Origin of the sequence: Rhizobium sp. B230/85 (assembly GCF_019355735.1) — a bacterium.
Taxonomy (GTDB): domain Bacteria; phylum Pseudomonadota; class Alphaproteobacteria; order Rhizobiales; family Rhizobiaceae; genus Rhizobium; species Rhizobium rhododendri.
On the sequence record NZ_CP072156.1, the window covers coordinates 774,542 to 797,764 of the forward strand.

A 23,223-nucleotide genomic window follows, 5' to 3' on the forward strand; every position below is an offset into this window, starting at 1 on the left:
ATTAAGGTTTTGTTATCCATTCCGCTCAACAATCGTCCTTGATTTCGACTTTCTTCCGCCGGAGTAAATACAGGCGAGAATCGGAGCAAAAAGCATGTGTCGCTGGGCAGCCTATTGTGGAGACCCCCTCTATCTGGAGGAGCTCGTCTCGTCACCGGCCCACTCTCTAATCGAGCAATCGCACTGCGCTACCCGCGCCAAGACAGCGACAAATGGCGATGGTTTTGGCATAGCCTGGTATGGCGACAGGCCTGAACCCGGCCGATATCGCGACATTCTTCCAGCCTGGTCCGACTGCAATCTGAAGAGCATGGCGCGGCAGATCCGCTCTCCATTGTTTCTGGCCCATGTTCGCGCCTCAACCGGCGGCGGCACGCGGCGCGACAACTGTCATCCGTTCGTGTGGGACAACTGGTCCTTCATGCACAACGGCCAGATCAACGACTTCGAGCGTTTGCGTCGTCCGATGGAAGCCATGCTCGACGACGAGCTTTTCAATGCCCGCTCCGGTACGACGGATTCCGAGCTGATGTTTCTGCTGGCGCTGCAGTTCGGCCTTTGCCAGACACCGATGTCGGCTATGGCCGATACGATCAGCTTCGTCGAAGGCCTCGCCGAGCACATCACCGGTACGGCTCTTGTTCGCTTCACCGCCGCCTTTTCCGATGGCAAGTCGCTCTATGCCATCCGCTATGCCACGGATCGCAAGGCGCCGACGCTCTATGCCGCTCCGCTCGGCGCCGGCAAGGGCTATTGCCTTGTGTCTGAGCCGCTGAACGACGACATCGACAGCTGGGCCGAGATCCCGAACGGCAGCGCTGTGACGATCACACCTGCCGGTGTCGATGTTGCTGTTTTCCAGCCCGAACGGCGCGAAGTGGCACAATCGGTCGCGTTGGCTATTCCGGCCTAAACCGCTCGGCGATCAGTGCCGCCAGCCTTGCCGCCACTTCGTCCTTGCTCATCTCCGGCCACGCTTCCGTGCCTTCAGCGCGGATCAGCGTCACGCTGTTGCGATCTCCGCCCATGATGCCGGTGCCCGGCGAGACATCGTTCGCCACGATCAGGTCGGCACCTTTGCGGGCAAGCTTGGCCTTGCCATTGGCCAGTACATCTTGCGTCTCAGCCGCAAAACCCATGACGAACGTGGGGCGCATAGGGTGATGGCCGATCGTCTTGAGGATGTCGGGGTTTTCGACCAGCGACAGGCTCGGCAGCGGTTGGCCCGCCACCTTCTTGAGTTTCTGGCCAGAGGCATTTTCAACGCGCCAATCTGCCACAGCGGCGACCATGACAGCAATATCGGCCGGCAATGTCTTCACCACAGCCGCAAGCATGTCCTCTGCGCGCTCGACATGGACCGTCTGCACGCCCGATGGATCGGGGATCGATACCGGGCCGGACACCAGCGTCACGTCGGCGCCGAGATCAGCCAGAGCTGCGGCGATGGCGTGTCCCTGGCGGCCTGAGGAGCGGTTGGCAATATAGCGCACGGGATCGATGGGCTCATGCGTCGGGCCGGACGTGACGATTGCGGTGCGGCCTGCAAGCGGCAGTGGCCGGTCCTGGAACAATGCTTCGACGGCGGCGACGATCTGCAGCGGTTCCGCCATGCGGCCGGTGCCGGCCTCACGGCTTTCAGCCATTTCTCCCGCCATCGGTCCGATGAAGCGAATTCCGTCGCCCTGAAGGGTAGCCACATTGCGCGTCGTTGCCGCGTGCGACCACATCTTCGGGTTCATCGCCGGCGCCACGAGCACAGGCCTGTCTGTGGCGAGCAAGATTGTGGAGGCGAGGTCGTCGGCAAGGCCGTGAGCCATCTTGGCCATCAGGTCGGCGGTGGCCGGCGCCACGAGCACGAGGTCGCATTCGCGCGCCAGACGTATGTGGCCGACATCCTGTTCGTCCTGGCGGGAAAACAGGTCGGTGTAGACGTGGTCTGCGGCAAGCGCTCCGACGGCAAGCGGCGTGATGAACTGCTGCGCTCCCGCCGTCATCACCGGGCGCACGGACGCGCCGCGTTCACGCAAGCGACGGATAAGGTCGAGGCTTTTATAGGCCGCGATACCACCGGAAATGATGAGAAGGATGCGTTTGCCCGAAAGAACCATCGCCTGAACCTGTCGCCTGGGTTATTCAGAACACCTAGGGCTTCGACAGGCAACATGCAATCTCCGCCACGGATGGAGAAAAGACCGGTAGCGTCAAAGCTCCCGGGGTCGTATCAGCAGAAACCGTTCAGCTTCAGGATCTTGTGGGCCTCGATAGCGGCCTGCAGGTATGTCTCCGAGCCGCGATCGCCCTCGTTGGCGTCGGGGTGGTGGAGCTTCAGTTGTTCCTTGTACTTGGCCTTGATCTCTGCAGCCGTTGCCGTCTGCGGCAGGCCGAGCGTCTCGAATGCCTTGGCCTCGAGCGTCTTCAGCTTGCGACCGCGCACCTGCGGCTCGTATCGGTCGGCACTGTTGCGCTTTGCTGCGGGGCGTTTGAACTTGTAGGCCTGTGCCGCGCCCGATTTCACCTCGGACTGCGCCGGCGCGTCCTGCGCACCCTTGTTGACGCCCATGCTCCATGTCGGCCGCCCGCCGGTCGCGGCTTCCCGCTGATACCGGGCTATCTCCGCGTCGGAGAGGCCGGACATGAAGTTGTAGCCCTTGTTGTATTCCTTGACGTGCTCGAGACAGAACAGAAAGAATTCTCCTTCTGCCTCGCGGCCGACCGGTGCGCGATGAGTGCCCTTTTTGTCGCAACCGTCCCAATGGCATTTCGGCCCGGAATCGTCCGGTTGCGAGGCAGGCCGCTTGCGTTTTGTCCGGATGCTGTCGAATATTTTTGAATCAAGTCCCATGCCTCCTTATGCAGGCAAGAGCCGTTTCCGGCAAGAACCGCAGAAAAAAATCGTCTGAAATCCGGAGATCAATTCTTATCGGTCAGACATTGCCGCCTCCGATAGGCGTGGCTGCCAGATGACGTCGAGGGTTCGCTCAGGCCAAGGGCTGGCAGAATACGGCTCGTCTACAGAGCCGGCAGCAGGCTCATCAGATTGTCGGTCACGGGCGATCGCTGGCTCTTCAGCATGGCCAGGCCCAGTCGTGCCACCAGAGGCGGGCCGTCGATTTCGCGGTAGACGACGCCGTCGAGCTTGATCTGGGCGATAGAGGCCGGAACGATCGAGACGCCGAGATCGGCCGCCACCAGGTTGACCACCGACGGGATTTGCGGTGCCTCCTGGCTGACCACGAGTTCGAACCCCGCTTCGCGGCAGGCAGCGGCGATGTCGTCGTAAAGGCTGAGGCCCGCGACGCGTGGAAAGAGAATGAACTGTTCCTCGGCAAGCGCCGAAAGCGGCAGACGCGGGGCGGCGGCCAGTCGATGCCCGGTCGGCAATGCGATGACCATGCTCTCGACGGCAAGCATCCGGAGACGCACCTCACGCGGGTTTTCGAGGCCGGGCCGGATGAACGCGGCATCGATCTCGCCGCGCATCAGCCGCTCCATCAGCCCCTTGCTGTTCATCTCCGTCAGCGACAGGCGCACCTCGGGCCAGCGTTTGCGAAACTGGCGTATTGCGCCGCTGACATGGGTATTGAAGGCGGAGGACGCGGTGAAACCGAGCGCCAGGCGGCCGGTTTCACCTCGGTTTGCGCGCTGCGCCGAGAGCTTTGCCCTCTCGGCCGCATCGATCGCCGCCTGCGCCTCCGGCAGGAAGGCCTCCCCGGCGGCGGTCAATTCTGCGCCGTGCGGCACACGGTGAAACAATTGCACGCCGATTTCGGTTTCCAGATCGCGGATCTGCTGGCTGAGCGGTGGCTGGCCGATGCCGAGTTTCCCAGCTGCACGTGTGAAGTTGCCTTCATCCGCCAATGCCAGAAAGTAGCGCAGGTGACGCAACTCCATCGCTATCTCCAAAACAGATTGAAAACGTCTCTTTCATATATTGGACACATGAAGGCGGTTTGACTAGATCAGGGACAAGAAAAGGTTGGTGCTCATGTCCCTTGCCACTCCCCTAAAACCTCTCGCTGCCACACGCCCCGCACTGAAGATCGTTGCAACTTCCGAGGCGCCGCAGTTTCTCATTCGTGGTACGCCCGAATACAAGCGCGCCAGCCTTGCGCTTTTCCTGTCGGGCTTCTCGACCTTCTCGTTGCTTTATTGCGTGCAGCCGCTGATGCCCGTTTTCGCCAACGATTTCGGCGTTACTCCTGCTGCAAGCTCTCTGTCGCTGTCGCTGTCGACAGGCTTTCTCGCCTTCGCCATCTTCATCGCTGCGGCCATCTCCGAAGGCGTCGGCCGCCGCAGCCTGATGTTTGCCTCGCTGCTCGGTGCAGCGCTCTGCACACTCGGCTGTGCGCTCGCGCCCAATTGGCAGACCCTGCTGGTGATCCGTGCCCTGGAAGGTTTTTTGTTGGGCGGTGTTCCGGCCGTCGCCATGGCATACCTGGCGGAAGAGATCGATCCGCGCGGTCTTGGCGCTTCCATGGGCCTCTACATTGCCGGCAATGCGTTCGGCGGCATGGCAGGTCGCGTGGTGACGGGGATGATTGCCGAAAACTTCTCCTGGCGCCCGGCACTGGCAACGGTCGGCATGCTGGGCCTTGCTGCTGCGGTCGGATTTCTCCTGCTGTTACCAGCCTCGCGTAATTTTACGCCCCGTAAGGGCTTCAATGCGGCGTTCCATATGAGCGCCTGGCTCGGCCATCTCCGCAACCCGGCGCTTCCTTGCCTGTTTGCCATCGGCTTCCTGATCATGGGATCCTTCGTCACGGTCTACAACTACGCCGGCTTCCGCCTAGTCGCCGCTCCATTCAATCTCAACCAGACGGAGCTTGGCCTGATCTTCACGGCCTACTTGTTCGGCATAGCCGCCTCCTGGGCAGCTGGATTGCTGGGCGACCGATTCGGGCACTTCCGCGTCATGCCGGTCGGCATCCTGATTGCCGCAATCGGTGGCCTCGTGACGTTGTCATCATCGCTTCCGCTGATCATCTTCGGAATCGTAATGGTGACCATCGGCTTCTTCGGAGCCCATTCGGTCGCCAGTGCGCTCGTCGGACGGCTGGCACGCGACACCAAGGGCCACGCCTCGTCGCTCTACCTGCTGTCCTACTATTTGGGTTCCAGCATTGCCGGTTCGCTTGGCGGTTATTTCTGGCTGGCAGACGGCTGGTCGGGCGTAATCAGTTTCAACCTGCTGCTGCTCGTCGCCTGCATGACGGCGGCGCTCGCGGCGGCGAGGTTTGCCCGCCGCTAGTCCGATACCTGTTGCAGATACAACATCAAAACGGCTGGCCGGCCCGGGCAACGGCTGCCTTGCGCGCTGCCGAGTTTCGAAGGCCGCTCCACAGATACCATGCCACTGCCACCAGTATCAGGCTGGCGCCTGCAATCGTCGAATTGCCTGGCCATTCGGAAAAGGCAAGCCATACCCAGAGCGGGCCGAGAACGACGTCCATCAATCCGATCAAACCGGCTTCGCCCGACGGAATATAGCGGCCGCCGGTCATGTAAAGCAGGTAGGCGATCCCTGAGGTCGTCGATCCAAACAGGGCGAGGATCGCGAGATCCGACGGGCTCGGTAATGCATGCGACATCAGCGGCAGGCAGAGCAGCACGCAGAGGCCGGAGCCTAGGGCGTTGACCGGTGCCATCCGCAACGAGGGGTGTTTGCGCGCCATGACCAGGAGGATGCTGAAGGTGACCGTCATCAGCAGGGCGAGTGCGTTGCCTGCGAGATCTGTCAGTCGCGCCGCAAAGCCCGCGACCACGAGAACGCCGAGGAAAGCGACGCAACTGGCACTCAGAACGCGCCGCTCCACTTTTTCGCCGATCAGCAGATAGGCAAGCCCTGCTGCGATGAAAGGCACCGTGGCGTAGATCGACAGGACATTGGCAACGGTCGTCAGTTTCAGCGATGCCACGTAACCAAACATCGACAGCGCCGAAAACAGCCCGAGCAGGGCGTATATTCCATAAGGCGTGGCTGCGGTCGGCGGCGCGGCGCGCCGTCCGAACAAGGAAATTATGACCAGCGTCAGCCCGCCGAAGAAGGAACGCCAGCCCAGCGTTGTCCAGACATCCATATCGAGCATGCGGACAAAAAGTCCGGCGCTGCTCCACATCACCGTCGCAACGGTGACGAGCACGAGTCCGTAGGTACGGGGTTTCATTGATTCTCCGCATGTCTGGAGCTTAATGATCTGAAAAATATGTAGAAATATATCGTGTCTGTACCGGTCGCGCGCCTGGGCCAACCACCTTGCAGATAGCCTAGCAGATGTCGGCCCGAACGCAGGATATTGCTGGCGACAATCGATTTCGCAATTGGGACCGTTGCGACATGATGGCGTCGCTCATAAACAGGGCGGGAGCCGACGCACCAGGCAGGTCGGCGGCAGGAGCATGTCTTGAGACATCTGTATCTGATCGGGATCGGCACCGGTAATCCGGAGCATATGACCGTTCAGGGCATCAACGCCCTGAACGCCGCAGACGTCGTGTTCATAGCCGAAAAGGGAGACGCCAAGAGCGGGCTCGCCGATGCTCGCCGTGAAATCTGTGCCCGCTACCTGACACGTCCGGAAACACCCGTGATCGCCTACGATGTGCCCGTGCGCCAGACGAAAGACCGATCCTACCGCGAGGGCGTCGATGCCTGGCACGCCGACATCGCCCTGGTCTATGAGAAAATGCTGTCGGAGGCGATGACAGAGGATGGCTGCGCTGCACTTCTAGTCTGGGGAGACCCGGGCCTCTACGACAGTACCATCCGCATCCTGCAGCGCGTGATGGCCCGGGGCAATGTCGCCCTCGACTACAGCGTCGTTCCCGGCATTACGAGCATTCAGGCCTTGACGGCCAGGCACCGTATCCCCCTCAATCTGGTCGGCAAGCCGGTCGAGATCACCACCGGGCGACGACTGGCAGCGCGCTTTCCGGAACTGGAAGGCACAGCGGTCGTCATGCTTGACGGCGAGCAGGCCTTTGCCAGGCTCGACGACCCCGATGCCTATATCTATTGGGGTGCCTATCTCGGGAGCAAGGACGAGATCGTCCTTTCCGGTCGTCTTCACGAAGTGGCGCAGACGATTGTCGAGACCCGCGCTGCGGCCCGTGCCCGGCACGGCTGGATCATGGATATCTACCTGCTCCGCAAGGGGCAGGATTTCGACGACTGAGCAGGCCCAGCCGTGCCTGCCAAATTGTTTGCCTCAAGGACGGGATGATGTAAGGAGACAACAGGAAAGGGTGTGGATATGGCGATAGATGGGCAAACGATGGCCGAAACGGGTCTCGCTGTGCCGCGCGTCGGTCTTGGCCATGACGTGTCGTTGCCGTCCCGCCTCGTCCGCGGTGCCTGCCCCTCGCTGGCCACCCCCATGCAGACCGGCGACGGCCTGCTCGTCCGGCTCCGGCCGTCGACTGCGGGCCTGACTGTCTCCCAGTTTCGCCAGCTCGCCAGCGCCGCCGCAAGACATGGAAACGGCCTGATCGAGGTCACCGCCCGTGGAAACCTGCAATTGCGTGGCCTCGCCTGGGAGACGGTGCCGCGCCTCGAAGCCGACATAGCCGCTGCCGGCATCGTGCCCGTTACCGGCCTGACAATCGAAACGCCACCGCTGTCCGGCCTCGATCCCGATGAAATCGCCGATGCGCGCAGCATGGCCGCACGCCTCGGCGAGGCCGTTGCGAGTCTTCCCGCGCAACTGGTGCTAGCCCCAAAATTGTCGATCATCGTCGATGGCGGCGGCCAATTGGTTCTCGATCATGTCACCGCCGATATCCGCCTCTCGGCAATACCGAGCGTCGATGCAACGCCGCTCTGGCAGGTGGCCGTGGGAGGAACGCGTGCCACGGCGCTCCCGGTGTTGCTCGGTTCAGACGAGCAGGCCCTGTCGGCGGTCCTCGATCTGCTGAAGAGCCTAGATGCACGTGGCCCCCGCGCGCGCGGCCGTGACTTGGCCGAAAGCTATCGTGGCGAAAAGGAGAGGCTCGCCAATGCCTCTTTGGATATTCAATCTTCAAAGTCCTGTGTCGGCATCCATCCGCTGGGTCCGACGTCGGTCGCACTTGGCCTGCAACTGGCTTTCGGTCAGATCCACGCCGTCGAGCTGACTGCCTTTCTCGATGTCGCAAAGGCGAAGGGCATTACTGAAATCCGGACGGCACCCGACCACGCGCTTCTGCTCTTGGGCGCGTCGGCCGATGTCATGGCCGAGATACAAGCACAGGCTGCGGACTTCGGCTTCTGGACCGACGCCAATACTCCGGCCGGCTCCATTGCCACCTGCGCCGGCGCCGGCGGGTGCGCTTCGGGCACATACCGTACCAAACATCTGGCGGCCAAGGTGGTAGGCTGGGTCCCCGAATTGCTGGATGGCTCAGTCGTGCTCCACCTTTCTGGCTGTCCAAAAGGCTGCGCCCACCCCGCCGCGAGTGCCCTTGCGGTCGTCGGCATGCATTCCGGTTTCGGCATCGGCGTCAATGAGAAAGCCTCGGGCGTCCCAGCCGTTTTCGTCGACGAATACGGACTGCAAACCGCCCTGGAGAGTCTGGCACGAATGGTCGCAGCTACGAAAGCGGCTGGCGAATCGGTCGGGGACTGCCTTACACGGCTTGGCAGCGACGCGACCGTCGCCGCGTTGAGACAGGAATAGGCATGGTTGACTACGATTATATCCATCAGGGCGACGCGATCTACGAAAAATCCTTCGCGATTATCCGGAGCGAGGCGGACCTGTCACGCTTCTCGGAAGACGAAGCCGATGTCGCCGTTCGGATGATCCATGCCTGTGGCCTCGTCGAAGCGGCCGCCCATTTCCAGTTTTCTCCCGATTTCGTGACCTCGGCCCGTGCAGCGCTTGCTGCCGGCGCTCCGATCTTCTGCGACGCCGAGATGGTGGCGCAGGGCGTCACCCGCGCCCGGCTGCCCGCCAAGAACGATGTCATCTGCACGCTTCGCGATCCGCGCACGCCTGGCCTCGCGAAGGATAGCGGCAACACCCGTTCGGCTGCCGCCATGCATCTCTGGGGCGAACGCTTGGGCGGCTCCGTGGTGGCCATTGGCAACGCGCCGACGGCTCTTTTCCATCTGCTCGAAATGCTGCGCGACGGCGCCCCGAGGCCGGCGGCGATCATCGGCATGCCGGTCGGCTTTGTCGGCGCTGCGGAATCGAAGGATGCGCTGGCGGAATATTCCTATGGCGTTCCCTATGGCATTGTCCGTGGTCGGCTTGGCGGCAGCGCCATGACTGCGGCAGCCGTCAACGCCCTGGCGCGAGGCGGCCTATGACCCTTGTTTCGACCGGTTGCCTGATCGGCGTCGGCACCGGTCCCGGCGATCCCGACCTACTGACCGTCAAGGCCGTCAAGGCTCTGGAGCGGGCAGATGTCGTCGCCTATTTTGCCAAGGCCGGTCGCCATGGCAACGGACGCACGGTTGTCGATGATCTCCTGCGGGCGGACGTTACGATGCTGCCGCTCTACTATCCCGTCACCACAGAGATCGACCGACACCACGAGGATTACAAGCGGCAGATTACCGCGTTCTACGATCTCTCGGCCGAGGCGGTCGCCGCACATCTCGACGCCGGACGCACCGTTGCCGTCCTCAGCGAAGGCGACCCGATGTTCTATGGCTCCTACATGCACCTGCATGTCAGGCTTGCGCACCGTTACCCGACAGAGGTTATCCCCGGCATCACGGCGATGTCCGGCTGCTGGTCGCTGGCCGGCATGCCCATCGTCCAGGGCGACGATGTGATGTCCGTGCTGCCTGGCACTATGGAGGAGGCCGAGCTGGCCCGCCGTCTGGTGGACACGGAGGCCGCAGTTATCATGAAAGTCGGCCGCAACCTGCCCAAGATCCGCCGTGCGCTTGCCGCCTCCGGTCGGCTTCACCATGCCGTTTACGTCGAGCGCGGTACGATGAGAAATCAGTCGGTGACGCAGATGATCGAGCGCGACGACAGCGAGGCGCCGTATTTTTCGCTGATTTTGGTGCCCGGCTGGGAACGCGGTTCATGACCGGCCGCCTTTATGTAATCGGCACGGGGCCGGGCAATCCCGAGCAGATGACGCCGGAGGCCATGGCAGCCGTCGAGGCCTCGACCGAGTTCTTCGGCTACGGCCCTTATCTTGACCGGCTCTCGCTGAGGCCGGACCAGTTGCGGATCGCGTCTGACAACCGCGAGGAAATCGATCGCGCCAAGGCATCGCTGGAGCGGGCTGCGGCAGGTTCGACAGTCTGTGTCGTCTCCGGCGGCGATCCCGGCGTATTCGCCATGGCCGCCGCCGTCTGCGAGGCGATCGACAATGGGCCGGAACACTGGCGCAATATCGACCTTGTCATCGTTCCAGGCATCACTGCGATGCTGGCGGTGGCAGCGCGTCTTGGAGCGCCGCTCGGCCATGATTTCTGTGCTATGTCGCTGTCCGACAACCTCAAGCCATGGGATCTGATCGAGCGGCGGCTGATGCTTGCAGCGCAGGCCGGTTTCGTCATCGCGCTCTACAATCCGATCAGCAAGGCACGTCCCTGGCAGCTGGGTCGCGCTTTCGAGATTTTGCGCCTGGCCCTGCGGCCGACGACACCCGTGATTTTCGGCCGTGCGGCAGGACGCCCGGACGAGAGGCTGGCCATTGTCCCGCTGTCGGATGCCGATGCGTCGGTCGCAGACATGGCGACCTGCGTCATCATCGGATCGCCGGAAACGAAGATCGTCAGACGGCCGGTCCTGCCGGACCTGGTTTACACGCCGCGTTTTGCTTCGCCGGAGACAAAATGATCGATCCGTGCCAGCGCAGTCTCGAGCGAAAAGACCGATGCCACGTTGGTGGCCGCGCTGCGGGCAATCATCAGCACGGGAATGCCGAGCAGCCTTGCCGCCTCGATCTTGGCATAGGTGGCGCTTCCACCGCTGTTCTTGGCAATGACGCAATCGATCAGGTGCAGCTTCATGAGGCGCAGTTCGGCGTGAAGGTCAAAGGGCCCGCGTTCCAGGATGCTGACGACATCGGGTGCGAGCAGAGGCGGATCGACGGGATCGACGCTGCGCACAAGATAGAAGTGCTGCGGGAAGAGATCAGCCCTATGCGCCTCCTGCCGGCCGACGGCCAGAAATACGCGGCGTGGTATGGGTCCGAGCGCGGAAAGGGCGGCCGTCACATCCGCTACCTCGTGCCAATGGTCGCCGGCAACGCGCTGCCAGGCTTCGCGGCTGAGGGCAAAGATCGGAGTGCCCGATATCGTCGCGGCGGTAGCGGCGTTTGCGGATATCTGGGTGGCAAAGGGGTGTGTGGCATCGACCACGAGATCGATGGCTTCAGCCTTCAGAAACGCGGCCAGGCCTTCGCTGCCGCCAAACCCGCCGGTGCGAACCGGAGCGTTCTGGGGGAGGGGATCCTTCGTCCGTCCGGCCAGCGACAGCAGCACGTCGATGCCATCGCGTTTCGCCAGCGTCTCCGCCAGCAGCCGCGCCTCCGTCGTGCCACCCAGAATAAGGATGCGAGTCCTGCCCATGTCTGAGACGCTTTCTTCGTTGCCAACGCAATGGCTCACCCTTATCGGCCTCGGCGAGGACGGTCCAGCCGGCTTGACCGAGGAAACCAGGCAACGGATTGCCTCTGCACCGATCGTCTACGGTGGGGCCCGCCACCTGGAGCTGGTGGCGCCACTGATCGGCGGCGACACCCACAGCTGGCTCAGCCCGTTCGAGCGCTCGATAGATCACCTGCTTGCCCGGCGTGGACGGCCTACCGTCGTCCTGGCATCGGGCGACCCCTTCTGGTTCGGGATCGGCGCCACCCTCTCGCGCTTCATTCCGCCCGAAGAAATGTACGTCATCCCGGCGCCGTCGGCTTTCAGCCTGGCAGCAGCAAGGCTGGGCTGGCCGATGCAATCGGCGACGCTCCTGTCTCTGCATGGCCGTCCCATCGATCTTCTCCGGCCCCATCTCCATCCCGGCCGAAAGATCATCGCGCTGACCTCTGATGCCACCAGTCCGGAAGCGATAGCCGCACTTCTGACAAGGCTCGGCTTCGGTCGCTCGACGCTGACGCTGCTGGAGGCGATGGGCGGACCCCGCGAGCGGGTAACCCTGCACCAGGCATCAAGCTTTTTACTCGAGGATATCGACGCCTTGAATGTGATGGCGGTCGAGGTCGTCGCCGACCGGGATGCACGGCTGTTGCCGCTGGCGCAAGGCCTGGACGACGCCCTGTTCAGCCATGATGGCCAGATCACCAAGCGGGAGGTCCGGGCGATGACGCTGTCGGCGCTGGCCCCCCGTCACGGCGATCTACTCTGGGATATAGGCGCCGGCTCTGGCTCGGTCTCCATCGAATGGTTGCTGGCCGATCCGAGCCTGCGGGCAATCGCCATCGAGGCGGTGCGGGAACGCGCCGCGCGTATCCGCCGGAATGCCGACGATTTCGGCGTGCCGATGCTGCAGCTGGTCGAAGGCATGGCGCCTGAAGCCTTGACCGGGTTGGCCCAGCCAGATGCGATCTTCATCGGCGGCGGCGGCAGTGAGCCCGGGGTGATGGAGGCTGCAAAGGCAGCCTTGAAACCGGGAGGCCGGCTCGTTGCCAATGGGGTAACCACCGAAATGGAAGCCGTGCTGCTTGCTCAATATGCCCGTCACGGCGGATCGCTGACAAGGATCGACATCTCACGTGTCACAGCCATCGGCACGATGCATGGATGGCGTCCGGCGATGCCGGTGACGCAATGGTGCTGGACCAAGCCTGAAACCACAGAGATTGCCCAATGACAGTCCATTTCATCGGCGCCGGACCTGGCGCCGCCGACCTCATCACCGTGCGCGGCCGCGACCTCATCGCAAAGTGCCCGGTCTGCCTCTATGCCGGCTCGCTGGTGTCGAAGGACCTGCTTGCCTACTGCCCGCCGGACGTGCGCATTATCGATACGGCGCCGCTATCGCTCGATGAAATCGAGACGGAATTCCGGCGCGCCAATGAGGCAGGCGAGGATGTTGCGCGCCTGCATTCCGGCGATCTGTCGGTCTGGAGCGCGGTCGCCGAGCAGATCCGCCGGCTGAACGCATGCGGTATCGACTACACGATGACCCCCGGCGTTCCGGCATTTGCTGCGGCAGCCTCGGCGCTCGGTCGCGAGCTGACCATACCGGCCGTGGCGCAGAGCTTGGTGCTGACCCGCGTCTCCGGCCGTGCCTCACCGATGCCATCGGGCGAGACATTGCAGGCTTTTGCCGTGACGGGGTCGACGCTTGCCATTCACCTGGCCATCCATGCCTTGCCTAAGGTGGTCGAGGAACTGATGCCGCACTACGGCGCCGATTGCCCCGTTGCCATCGTCGTCAAGGCGTCCTGGCCCGACGAGCGCATCCTGTGCGGCCGGCTGGATAATATCGAAGCAAAAGTTGCGGCCGAGCCGATAGAGCGCACCGCGCTGATTTTTGTCGGGCGGTCGCTTGCATCCGACGACTTTCGCGAAAGCGCGCTGTACGACCCTGCCTACCAGAGACGGTTTCGCGACCGGGAGTAGCGCAATCCCCTATCTCCCGACTGGCGCAAATAACTATGAACCAGAACGGATCTCGCTTAAACTCCAGCGTGGAAATCGGTTCTGTAGCGGCCGATTTTCTCCCCACTGCTATTTCCAATGTTTGCCGCGAGTAATCATGAACGTCACCAAGAGCGGCTATATCTTCACGATCGTCGCTATCACGCTTTTTTCCATCCAGGACGGCATATCGAAGCATCTGGCCGGCGCCTATCCTCCCTTTCTGGTGGCAATGATCCGCTACTGGACATTCGCCCTGTTCGCCATCGCCCTTGCCGCCCGTTCACGCGGCGGTCTCGCGGTGACGGTGCGCACCAAGCGCCCGTGGCTGCAGATCCTCCGCGGCCTGCTTCTTGCGGCGCAGATCGTCATCGTCATCCAGTCCTTTGCGATGGTGGGGCTTGCCCGTTCCCAGGCGATTTTCTCGTCCGGCCCGTTGATCGTTGCGCTGCTATCGGTGCCGATCCTCGGAGAAAAAGTGGGCTGGAGGCGCTGGACGGCGATTTTCGTCGGTTTTCTCGGCGTATTGCTGATCCTCAAGCCGGAAAGCGGATTTTTCGACGTCCGGTTTCTGGTTCCGTTGTCCTCGGCCCTTCTGTTCTCGTTCTACGTCATCGTTACCCGCCTGGTCAGCCGGCAGGACACGTCGATGACCAGTTTCTTCTACACCGGAGTGGTTGGCGCAATCGCCATGAGCTGCATCGGGCCGTTCTTCTGGATGCCGCTGACGCCCCATGACTGGATCTGGATGGGGCTGCTCTGCCTGACGGGCATGTCAAGCCATTACTGCCTGATCCGCGCCTATGACCTGCTGGATGCCGTCGTTATCCAACCGCTGACCTATCTGCAGCTGGTCTACGCCGCCATCATCGGGGTCGTCGTGTTCGGGGAGGTCTTGACGGCAAACATGGTGGTTGGCGCCGCAATCGTGGTCGGTGCCGGGATGTTTACCGTGTGGCGGGAGAATGTCCTCGCCAAACGAAGGGCCGGGCACTGAGGCCCGGCCGCGCAAGGATCAGTTTTCGTGGTAGTATGATGTGTAGCGCGAGTAGTAATATTCGCTCGAGCCGTGGGCACGATAGAGCTTCATCTTCTCCGTATCGACCTTGTTGAGGATAACGCCTGCGCACTTGCTGGCGATTGCCGGTTCCGAGGTGAACATGCTGCGGACAACCTTGCGCGATGTCTTGCCCCACTCGACGACGAACAGGAAGGCATCGATGTTGGGGCTGATTGCCCGCGCATCGACGACGGGTCCGAGCGGCGGAAGGTCGATGACGATATAGTCGAAGTTCGCCCTCGCCATGTCGAGCATCGCGTTCATCGCCGGTGACGACAGCAGTTCTGACGAGTGTGGCACCCGCCGCTTGACGATGGCAGGCAGGAAGGCGAGCTTGGTCTTTTGGTCGATCAGCAGCAGATCCTGGATCGGTCGGCGTTCCAGAAGTGCTTCCAGCAGGCCGGCCTCCGCATGCCGGCCGATGCTCCGGGTGGCACCAGGATTGCGCAAGTCGGCGTCGATCAGCAGTGTTCGCGCACCTTGCATCGCAAGCAATTGCGCAAAGTTCATAGAGATCGTCGATTTCCCTTCGCCCGGCAGGCTGGACACGATGCCAACGACCTTGGCCATCCGCTCGCCGCTTTCGACATCGATGGCGATCTTGGCGCTGCGCATCGTCTCGGCGAAAGCTGAAAGCGGATGCTCGGCAACATAGTTCGAAACGCCGTTCACCTGCCTGATACTGCGCGGATGATCCTGTACGATCTCGGCGGCCGTTACCGGTTTGACGATCGGCGCGATACCGAGATACTCCTGATGCAGGCTGTCGCGTACCTGGTCGCCGGTGCGGAAGAAGCGGTCGCGGAATTCCCTGAACACCCCGATGCCGCCACCGACGATACCGCCAAGGATGATCGACAGTGCAAGCACGATGATCTTCTTCGGCTTGCTGGCGCCGATCGGGAAAGTCGCCTTGGTGATCACGCGGGCTTCGGTGATCGGAAACGACTCCTGCTGGGAAGCCTGCTGGTAGCGGGTGAGGAAGCTCTGATAGAGATCGCGGTAGGTATCGCGCGTCCGCTCCAGTTCGCGCAATTGCACCTGCGCATCGCTGGCCGTCGCCGAAACCGTCGTCGCCGAGGCAACGCTGTCGGCCAACGACTTCTCGCGCGCCTTGGCGACATCGAGGTCGTTGCGATAGCTCTGGGCAATACGACCGAGCTCCTCGAACATCAGGCGCTGGTATTCCTGCATTTCACCACGCAGACGCACCGCCTGCTCGTGATCAGGCCCGAGCCGGCGGGCAATGTCCGCCTGCATCTTCGAGGCGTCGAGATACTTCTTGCGCAAGTCGTTGATCGTCGTGCTTCCCAGCACATCGGAAACCACGGCATCCATGTTCTTGGACTGGATGATGGATTCGACGCGGTCATATTTTGCCTGCGCCGCTGCCGTGTCTCCCTGGGCCGTTGTCAACGCAGTATTCAGCTGTGACAGCTGCTGGTCGCTGACAAGCTGGCCACTGGTCTCCACCAGTCCGTTGTCGGACCGGAATTTCTGGACGGCCAGGTCGGATGCGAGCGACTTCTTGCGCAGTTCCTCGATGCGGTCCTGCAGCCAGTCGCTGGCACGCCGGGTCGCGTCGTATTTCGAATTCAGCTTGTCGACTAGGTAGGCATCCGCGATGCCGTCCGCGATCTGCTGGGCGAGCTTGGGCGAGGGGGATGTGTAGCTGATCGAGAGCACGAAGGAGCGGTTGACGCGCTCGACAAGCATGTTCCGCTCGATCTGGGCTGCAGCATTCTCAAGTTTTACTTCGGCTTCGTCGACAGGAACTGGAGGCGTTCCAAGCCCAAGCCAGGATTTGATCTTGATAGACCCGATGAGCTTGCTGATCCAGGAGGGGCCCTTGCCGACGAAATCGGGATTGTTCAAGAGGTCGAGCTTCTGGATAACGGCAACCGCAATCGTGTCCGATCGAAGCACTTCGACCTGGGTGAGGATGTTGCCTTCTTCGTCCACGGACCCCGGTGGCACGGTCGTGTCCGTCATCTGGTTGACGATGGTGGACGTGCCATGGTCGATCAGCACGCTGGTGTTTGCCGTATACTGCGGCGTGGCCAGCAGCAGGTAGACGATACCCAGCACGATAAAGGCGCCGATGGCAGCGGCAACGACCTTCCATTGCCGCCGGGCGGCAGCAAGGATGCGGTCGAGATCGATGATCTCGGAAATCTCGTCGTGGTCGAAGCCGGCCCAGCTGTCGGTGTTGGACTTTTTGGGTGATAGCAAAGAGCGATCTCCTACTCTCGGTGGCTGAGCGTTTCATCCTCCGGCCACGCCGGAGGAGCACATAAAAGAGGCAAAAGCCCTGGGTCTGGCCGGTCTTGCCGAACCGCGTTTCAGGCGGTCCGGCAAATTTGTCGGTCTATAGTTCGCGTATCGATTTGCGCGTCGTAACGGCATCGCTTGTCGTTCCCGCCGCCGTCGATGTGACGGAGTTGGCGATGTCGAGGAACTTCAACAGTTCGACGGAGTCGGAGTTGGAGATGTAGATGACATCCTTGTCCTCCATCGCGAACTTCTGAGCAGCAAAGAAGCCGGCTGGATCACGCAAGTTGGCACGGAAAACGACAGGCACCAGTTCGTCGCGGAAGTGCGTGGTGTCGACTCCCATTTGACGCAGCAACGTCTTGTCGACCAGGCGGTACAGCAGCACCTGCGCCGGATTTGCCTGCGTATCGAGCGCGCCTCCGGCCTTGCCCAGACCATCCGCCAGGGTCAGGTTTTCATCGTCGAAGGTGTAGCGTCCGTTGGCGCCGGTCGCACCGAAGGCGACGTAGCTACGCGGATGATGATCGGCAATGACGGTGTCCATCGGCGACACGAAGATGTTTTCCGACGGGTTCTTCAGCAGTGTCTCGTAAGGAACGGTGACGGTCTTGCCCCGGCGCTGCAGGGTGATGTTTGTTTCCATCGCCGCAGTCGACAGGCCACCGGCCTGAGAAATGGCATCAAGGACGCGTTCACCGGCCGGGCTGAGTTCTACCTTTGCCGGTGCGTTTACGTCACCGAGAACGGAGACCTGGCTTGAGTTGCTGGTGACCGTCGTGATCACCACCTGAGGCTCGATTGCCCGGCTGGAGAGCTTCTTGACGATATCCGCCTCGACCTGCTCCTTGCGCTTGCCGGCAGCGACGATGCGTCCGGCATAAGGAACGCTGATCGTTCCGCCACGGTCGATCGTCTGACTTGGAATGGTCACAAAATTGCCGGCGCGGCTGCCGGCATCTGCAGGAATGAACAGGCCGCCTGCCTGGGATTCAAAGATCGTCACCTGCACCACGTCGCCATAGCCAAGCGGGATGTCAGGAGCAGAGGAACGCGAAGTGCCGAAGGTTGCCTTCAGCGATGCACTCGCCTTCCCGTCGAAGTATTTCAATGTGTTCTGGTTGAGGTCGACCAGCGCGTAGTCGATGCCAACCTTGCGGTCTTTCGACGAAACCTTGACGAGCGCCTGGGTGTCGATCAGGCCGGCATCCGGTCCCGAGCGAGGGAGCGAGGTGCAGCTGGACAGCATGACCATCAGCGCAACAACGGAGCCTCGACGTATACGGATAGTGGTCTTCATGCCCAATCCCATCTTCATCCCCCCGTAAGCAGCCCCCTGGGCAGATCGATAGCAGGCTTTATTTATAAATTCGATGAGCAACCGGCCGCGCCACTTCAGGTTTTTGCCAGTGGCACCATGGAAGACGATCGGCGGAGTGGGATTTGGCGTGGAGAATGACAATCCTGCTTTCGACTGGATGGTGGAAGACGTCCAGTCCTTCATCGCAGGTACGCTGTCGGTTACAAACAAAGCATTCATAGATCGCGGTACTCTTTATTCGCCTGCATCAGGCTCGGGATAACGAAAACACATGGCAGCTCGATGTCAGTTGGCATCAGACGAACCTCCTCAGGATAGTCTTGCGGAACGGGATCTCGATAAATCGGCAGGTGAGCCAGCCCAGGATCACGGCAGCGACGATCGCCGCCAGGAAGCATAGCCAGCTTGCAACGGGCTTTGTCGGATCGATGCCCAGGACGAGCGGTGCCAGTTTCATCCACAAGCTGATCCCCACGACGCTGACCAGGGCGTGCGTCATATACAGGCTGTAGGAAATCTTGCCCAGAAACAGGGCAGGTCGGTTTGTGAACACAAGCGCGGACCCCGGAGATTGCAGGACGGCGAGGACGAGAACCGGCGCCAGCAGCACTGAAAACGAGGCGATGGACGGAGCGCTCAAGATGACAAGAAGCGCGGCGATGACTGCCCAGACGGTCCATCGGGCGGACAAAAAGTGACTATAGGAGAGATTGAGGCGAAACAGCGCCATCCCGGCAACAAATAGCGGCAGCACGCGCAGCAGGACCACGGGCGAGTTGGTCGGATACTGATCGGTGTGCATGTCGATGTTGTAGAGCGCGAACGCGCCGAGGCAGCAGAGCGTCAAGATCACCACGGAAAAACGCGCGCTCCACCGGCTGGCAAGAACTGCCACGAACGGAAAGATCACATAGGCATGCCATTCGGCACTGATCGACCAGGATGGGAAATTCCATGTCCGATGATCGATCCACGGACCATGCAGCATGAAAAATGCCGCGAGCGCAGAATTCCATGAGTAGCGCCCGTCGATCGAGGTGAAATCCGGTTTGGCGTGAATGAACGGCAGCAGCGCCAGTATCAGGATGCCCATGGCAAACAGGTGCACGGGATAGAGGCGCGCGATGCGGGCCGCAAAGAAGTCGCGAAAGTCTGCCCAGCGCACTTTATCTGAGAATGCCGTTCCATAGACGTACATCATCACAAAGCCGCTCATGATGAAGAACACGTCTACCGAAAACCAGGCCTGCGACAGGATCGGCAGATAGGCCGTCAGGGTGCCTGCGACCTGCGCGAACGGATCCTGCAGGTGATACACCACGACGAAAAGTGCTAGGATGCCGCGAAGGCCATCCAGTTGCTCCAGTCGTGCACGGCGCTGCTTCGGCGCGTTTCCCCCGCGAACGTCGGTCGCTGGTGCCGCGTCTGCATTGGCTACGGCTATCGCTGCTGCTTGCGAGGTCATGCAGAAAATCCTCCTGTCAGAGGATCAGTAAAGCAAGCGGCGTGCCGTGTGCGGATAAGGGAGACGTTATCGCTCAAGCGGCGTTCTCCTCGGCTGTCGCGGCGAACTCGGGCGTCGCCTTGTCCTCGACCAGGAAGGCTGCCAGCCACATCGCTCCCGCAAGGCAGGCGTGACTTGCAAGGAACGCCATCACCAGGCCGGGAACGCCGGCAATGTTCACCCCGAGTGCCATCAACAGTCCGAAACCGAAAGTGGCGCAGAGCGAGATGAAGGCGCGAATGCCCTGCTTTCCCGCACCGGTGAGCGCGTCGGCCGGCGGATATTGCAAGGCGATCAGCGGTAGGGCAAGCCCGAGCATAGCAGAGATATTCGCCATGCTGGCAAAGTCCTTGCCGAGCGCAAAGGGCGCAAGGTAGCCGGCGGCAGCGACTGCGATACTGGAGGCAATGCCCACTCCGAAGAGCATGGGCGTAATCTTCAGCGCATAGCTGCGGCTCGCAGCAAGTCCGCTTTTGCCGTGAACGAAGAAATTGGGATAGGTGATGCGGGTGACCACCTGGAGGGGGAACAGCCCGAGCGCCAGCACGCGCGAGGCGGCGCCGTAGATCCCGACGCTGGCCGCATCGGCGAACCGGCCGAGAATGATGCGGTCGAAGTTTCCCTGCGATGCACGGGCCGCCTGGTTGACGCAGAATGCGCCGCCGGCCTTCCACTCCTGTCGCTTCAGCATGAAATCCGGCCGCCCGTAGAGCTTCACCACGAGCGCGATGTAGACAAGCGAAGTCACTGCGCATTGTGCAAACGCGACTTCTATCCAGCCGCCGAGATCGGTCAGCCCCAGAAGGCCGAAATAAACGAGTGCAAGCAGCATCCGCACGGAGGCTGTGGTCAGCCGTATCCAGCCCGCCCTTACGGTATGGCGATGCGCAACCATGATCAGCTCGACGGACGCGGCAATTCTGTTGAGCGCCACTTCGCCGACAATGATTGCCAGCACATGCCAAATCTCGATCTGCGTCTGCATGAAACTGACCGCAACGACCACACCCGCGGCAACGACGACAGGGAACGTGGCTGCAGCAAGAATCAGGAGGTTGCCGAAATAGGAAGAGAATTTCTGAGGCTCGCGCGACACCGCCCGCACCAGCAGGTCGGCGCCACCGAAGCCGACCAGTTCGACGCTGACGACCGTGACGGCAAGGATCGCAGTGTATGAGCCGAAAGCCTCGACGCCCAGGCCGCGTGCCGTTACCGCAAAGGCCACAAGCTGTACGGCAAGCGCTGACACCGTCGGCATCAGGGCGCCAACGAAGGTCATCAGTTTGAAGCGGCTCTCGAGATGACGGACAAACGTCATCAGTCGTTTCAGCATGCCTTCCCGGCTCCTTGCTTGGTCCTAAAACAGGCGGGCGTGGCAGCCCGTCCTCGCTGCATCAGCGGCAAACCCTGCCGCTGTCTTCCGGTTTCTGGGTGTCGGACGGCTTGGCTTCGTCGGGCTTCGGCCTGGCATATTCTACAAAGACATCACCGAAATGTGCATTGTAGCGACCGCGAACCTTGTCGTATTCCAGCATCCAGCCGAGCATTCGAGATTCAGGCTCGCGCTGCAGGAGAGGATAGAGAACCAGCCGCGCTGTCAGCCCGAGTGTCTTCGCCAGGCTCTTGCGCCCGCCGCCACCGAGGCTCTCCCAGCGAACGGCATGGTTGCCGACGCGAAAACGTCGCTGCCGCATCCAGGCGATGGAAGCGCGAGATTGCGGCACTTCCTCATAGACGAAGGCTTCTTCCGACCAGGCCATCTTCATGCCGGCAAAGAACAGGCCACGGAAGAACACCGTGTCGCCGCCGCCCGAAAGTCCGAATTCCTCATCGAAAAGCGGCCTCGGGATGGCCGCAACAGCTTGCAGGTCGATCAGGAAGTTGCAGGTGCAGAACACGAACGGCTTGCCGTTCAGGAACTGCTTATCCACTGACCAGTAGCGGGAATATTTGCGCAGATGGGCTGCGTTGTCCGGGAATACCGGGCGCACCGGACCGCCGACCACGGCAGCGCCCTCGGACGCTTGTGCCTTCAGCATTTCGCTGAGCCACTCCGGCGACGGCCATTCGTCGTCGTCGATCATAGCGACGAACCGCAGGTTCAGCTTTTCGGCTTCGTCAAAAACGGCGTTTCGGGCTGCCGAGATGCCCGGATGTGTCTCGATCCGGTAGTGGACCTTCAGTCCCGATTGCTCGGAAAAAGCGGCAACGCTCGCAGCAACAGCGGGATCCTGCCCGTCGTTGTCGGCGATGATGATCTGCGGCGGCGACGACAGTGCCTTGGCGCTAATGGCAATGTGATCGAGAAGCCTCATCAGCGATGGCAGGCGCTTATAGGTGCACAGGCCAACCGCCAGACCCTCGCGGGGCCCCTTCGTACTCACATGTGTGTCAGGTGTCGTCACGGTCTCTCCTTGACGTTAAGTGTATCGCGCGGTGCTTCCGCCGAGCAGGCCGACGGCCCGTCCTGCGTAATGCGCCGTTGAAAGCATTCCCTGTGCGACCGCGTTCCGGTCGCGGCGAAACCCGGCGCCGATCGTTCGCAGCAACGAAGAGGCAAAGCCCTTGAACGCTGTGGTGTATGTCTTGCGCGGCCCGTCGTAGAAGCGATCGATCTGCGACATGTAGATCCCGGTCGTATAATATCGCGAGAGCACGCTGCCATGCGACAGCCTGTTTTCAGGCGTCGGCTCGAAGACCACAGCCTCGTCGCACCAGACGATCCTGCCACCGCTCTGCCTTACCCTGCGGAACAGATCGTAGTCCTCGCCCCCGGACGCACTGTATTCGTTGCGAAACAGCGGTGCCGGGGCAAGCGCCAACAGTTTTCGCGAGATCAGCAGGTTTTGTGTTGTGTTCAGTGAATCAACCAGGCCGGTCTTCCAGCGCCGGCGCCGGGCAAAAATGCTGTTGCGGGCGAGAATATTTGCGCCCTCGGGCAGCACCCCCTCGACCGGTCCGCCGGTGAGATGGGCATCATAGGTTTCGCCGCACGCGACGATACGAGCCAGCCAGCCTTCGGACACGTAGCCGTCATCGTCGAGCATCGCCAGCCAGCGCCAATCCGGCACAAGATCGGTCACCGCGCTCACCAGCCCGTTACGCACTGGAGCCAGCCCGCGTTCCGGAATTGGGACATAAAAACAACGCGGAAAATTCGCCGCAAAGGCAGTGACAACTGCCTTCGTATCGTCGGAACATCCATTGTCCGCTACAACCAGCCATACGCTCTGGTTAATTTCGTTAACCAAACTCGACAGAAGTTTTTGCAGCAGTTCCGGCCGCTTAAAAGTGGGAATGCCGATCACAATATCAGCCATCTAGTGCAATCTCGTTTGTCAAGGTTGTCGTCCTAGCCTGGGTCCAGTCTATAGTGCAATGCAGCATTAGGCTATGGCAAATCGGTAAATTTTCCTCTACAGTCCGCTTCTAAGTGCGGGTCTTTGGCCGGTTATTCAATGAATACGCTATTATTATCAATGGCATATATCTCGGTGTAGGCCTGTCGAAGATGTCGATGCGTA

The 23,223-nt window shown here is 61.5% G+C and carries 21 protein-coding genes; 10 read left to right on the forward strand and 11 right to left on the reverse strand.

Translation table 11 applies throughout. The features are described from left to right. Nucleotides 1-94 precede the first annotated feature (94 nt). On the forward strand, nucleotides 95-913 hold the full coding sequence (locus tag J5289_RS03690) for a class II glutamine amidotransferase (protein WP_209206790.1): 819 nt from the start codon (nucleotides 95-97) through the stop codon (nucleotides 911-913). On the opposite strand, the gene coaBC is transcribed toward J5289_RS03690, so the two are convergent. From coaBC to J5289_RS03705, 3 genes are all read right to left on the reverse strand, one after another. Further along, nucleotides 900-2,111 carry a bifunctional phosphopantothenoylcysteine decarboxylase/phosphopantothenate--cysteine ligase CoaBC gene (gene coaBC / locus J5289_RS03695; protein WP_209182547.1) on the reverse strand — a complete coding sequence of 404 codons (1,212 nt, stop codon included), beginning with the start codon at nucleotides 2,109-2,111 and terminating at the stop codon, nucleotides 900-902. The genes J5289_RS03690 and coaBC overlap by 14 nt on opposite strands. 113 nt (nucleotides 2,112-2,224) lie before the next feature. Then, on the reverse strand, nucleotides 2,225-2,845 hold the full coding sequence (locus tag J5289_RS03700; protein ID WP_142823751.1) for a J domain-containing protein: 621 nt from the start codon (nucleotides 2,843-2,845) through the stop codon (nucleotides 2,225-2,227). Between the two features lie 167 nt (nucleotides 2,846-3,012). Beyond that, nucleotides 3,013-3,894, reverse strand: coding sequence for a LysR family transcriptional regulator (locus J5289_RS03705; RefSeq protein WP_209182548.1), 882 nt, complete (start codon nucleotides 3,892-3,894; stop codon nucleotides 3,013-3,015). Nucleotides 3,895-3,988: 94 nt separating this feature from the next. On the opposite strand from J5289_RS03705, the gene J5289_RS03710 reads away from it, so the two are divergent. Next, a complete protein-coding gene (locus J5289_RS03710; protein WP_209206789.1) occupies nucleotides 3,989-5,251 on the forward strand; it encodes an MFS transporter in 1,263 nt (420 codons plus the stop codon). Between the two features lie 25 nt (nucleotides 5,252-5,276). On the opposite strand, the gene J5289_RS03715 is transcribed toward J5289_RS03710, so the two are convergent. Continuing rightward, nucleotides 5,277-6,167, reverse strand: a complete 891-nt coding sequence (locus tag J5289_RS03715; protein ID WP_209182550.1) for a DMT family transporter — start codon at nucleotides 6,165-6,167, stop codon at nucleotides 5,277-5,279. A 237-nt stretch (nucleotides 6,168-6,404) separates the two neighbouring features. On the opposite strand from J5289_RS03715, the gene cobF reads away from it, so the two are divergent. From cobF to J5289_RS03740, 5 genes are all read left to right on the forward strand, one after another. Further along, nucleotides 6,405-7,175, forward strand: coding sequence for a precorrin-6A synthase (deacetylating) (cobF, locus tag J5289_RS03720; protein ID WP_209182551.1), 771 nt, complete (start codon nucleotides 6,405-6,407; stop codon nucleotides 7,173-7,175). Between the two features lie 78 nt (nucleotides 7,176-7,253). After that, entirely contained in the window at nucleotides 7,254-8,654 is a 1,401-nt protein-coding gene (cobG, locus tag J5289_RS03725) for a precorrin-3B synthase (RefSeq protein WP_247748977.1), read from the forward strand. Between the two features lie 2 nt (nucleotides 8,655-8,656). Further along, nucleotides 8,657-9,289, forward strand: a complete 633-nt coding sequence (locus J5289_RS03730) for a precorrin-8X methylmutase (RefSeq protein ID WP_209182552.1) — start codon at nucleotides 8,657-8,659, stop codon at nucleotides 9,287-9,289. Further along, nucleotides 9,286-10,023 carry a precorrin-2 C(20)-methyltransferase gene (locus J5289_RS03735; RefSeq protein WP_209182553.1) on the forward strand — a complete coding sequence of 246 codons (738 nt, stop codon included), beginning with the start codon at nucleotides 9,286-9,288 and terminating at the stop codon, nucleotides 10,021-10,023. The genes J5289_RS03730 and J5289_RS03735 overlap by 4 nt, the downstream gene beginning before the upstream one ends. Further along, nucleotides 10,020-10,784, forward strand: a complete 765-nt coding sequence (locus tag J5289_RS03740) for a precorrin-3B C(17)-methyltransferase (RefSeq protein WP_209206787.1) — start codon at nucleotides 10,020-10,022, stop codon at nucleotides 10,782-10,784. The genes J5289_RS03735 and J5289_RS03740 overlap by 4 nt, the downstream gene beginning before the upstream one ends. Here J5289_RS03740 and J5289_RS03745 read toward each other — a convergent pair. Further along, on the reverse strand, nucleotides 10,748-11,518 hold the full coding sequence (locus J5289_RS03745) for a cobalt-precorrin-6A reductase (RefSeq protein ID WP_209182555.1): 771 nt from the start codon (nucleotides 11,516-11,518) through the stop codon (nucleotides 10,748-10,750). The two genes, J5289_RS03740 and J5289_RS03745, sit on opposite strands and share 37 nt — an antisense overlap. Here J5289_RS03745 and cbiE point away from each other — a divergent pair. The 3 genes from cbiE (at nucleotide 11,517) to J5289_RS03760 (ending at nucleotide 14,540) form a co-directional block, all read left to right on the forward strand. Beyond that, a complete protein-coding gene (gene cbiE / locus J5289_RS03750; RefSeq protein ID WP_209206785.1) occupies nucleotides 11,517-12,770 on the forward strand; it encodes a precorrin-6y C5,15-methyltransferase (decarboxylating) subunit CbiE in 1,254 nt (417 codons plus the stop codon). The genes J5289_RS03745 and cbiE overlap by 2 nt on opposite strands. Then, entirely contained in the window at nucleotides 12,767-13,525 is a 759-nt protein-coding gene (cobM, locus tag J5289_RS03755) for a precorrin-4 C(11)-methyltransferase (RefSeq protein WP_209182557.1), read from the forward strand. Before cbiE ends, cobM begins: the two co-directional genes overlap by 4 nt. A 136-nt stretch (nucleotides 13,526-13,661) precedes the next feature. Beyond that, on the forward strand, nucleotides 13,662-14,540 hold the full coding sequence (locus tag J5289_RS03760; RefSeq protein WP_209182558.1) for a DMT family transporter: 879 nt from the start codon (nucleotides 13,662-13,664) through the stop codon (nucleotides 14,538-14,540). A gap of 18 nt (nucleotides 14,541-14,558) precedes the next feature. On the opposite strand, the gene J5289_RS03765 is transcribed toward J5289_RS03760, so the two are convergent. The 6 genes from J5289_RS03765 to J5289_RS03790 all read right to left on the reverse strand — a co-directional run bounded on the left by J5289_RS03765 (nucleotide 14,559) and on the right by J5289_RS03790 (nucleotide 23,019). Then, entirely contained in the window at nucleotides 14,559-16,835 is a 2,277-nt protein-coding gene (locus tag J5289_RS03765; protein ID WP_209206784.1) for a polysaccharide biosynthesis tyrosine autokinase, read from the reverse strand. Between the two features lie 136 nt (nucleotides 16,836-16,971). Then, complete coding sequence (locus J5289_RS03770) at nucleotides 16,972-18,174, reverse strand: polysaccharide biosynthesis/export family protein (RefSeq protein ID WP_209182560.1); 1,203 nt, start codon at nucleotides 18,172-18,174, stop codon at nucleotides 16,972-16,974. 316 nt (nucleotides 18,175-18,490) lie between these two features. Beyond that, on the reverse strand, nucleotides 18,491-19,660 hold the full coding sequence (locus J5289_RS03775; protein ID WP_209182561.1) for an acyltransferase: 1,170 nt from the start codon (nucleotides 19,658-19,660) through the stop codon (nucleotides 18,491-18,493). A gap of 73 nt (nucleotides 19,661-19,733) precedes the next feature. Then, nucleotides 19,734-21,032 (reverse strand): lipopolysaccharide biosynthesis protein, encoded by a 1,299-nt coding sequence (locus J5289_RS03780; protein ID WP_209182562.1) that lies wholly within the window; start codon nucleotides 21,030-21,032, stop codon nucleotides 19,734-19,736. Nucleotides 21,033-21,093: 61 nt separating this feature from the next. Next, nucleotides 21,094-22,104 (reverse strand): glycosyltransferase family 2 protein, encoded by a 1,011-nt coding sequence (locus J5289_RS03785; RefSeq protein WP_209182563.1) that lies wholly within the window; start codon nucleotides 22,102-22,104, stop codon nucleotides 21,094-21,096. 15 nt (nucleotides 22,105-22,119) lie between these two features. After that, nucleotides 22,120-23,019, reverse strand: coding sequence for a glycosyltransferase family 2 protein (locus tag J5289_RS03790; protein ID WP_209206780.1), 900 nt, complete (start codon nucleotides 23,017-23,019; stop codon nucleotides 22,120-22,122). Nucleotides 23,020-23,223 lie beyond the last annotated feature (204 nt).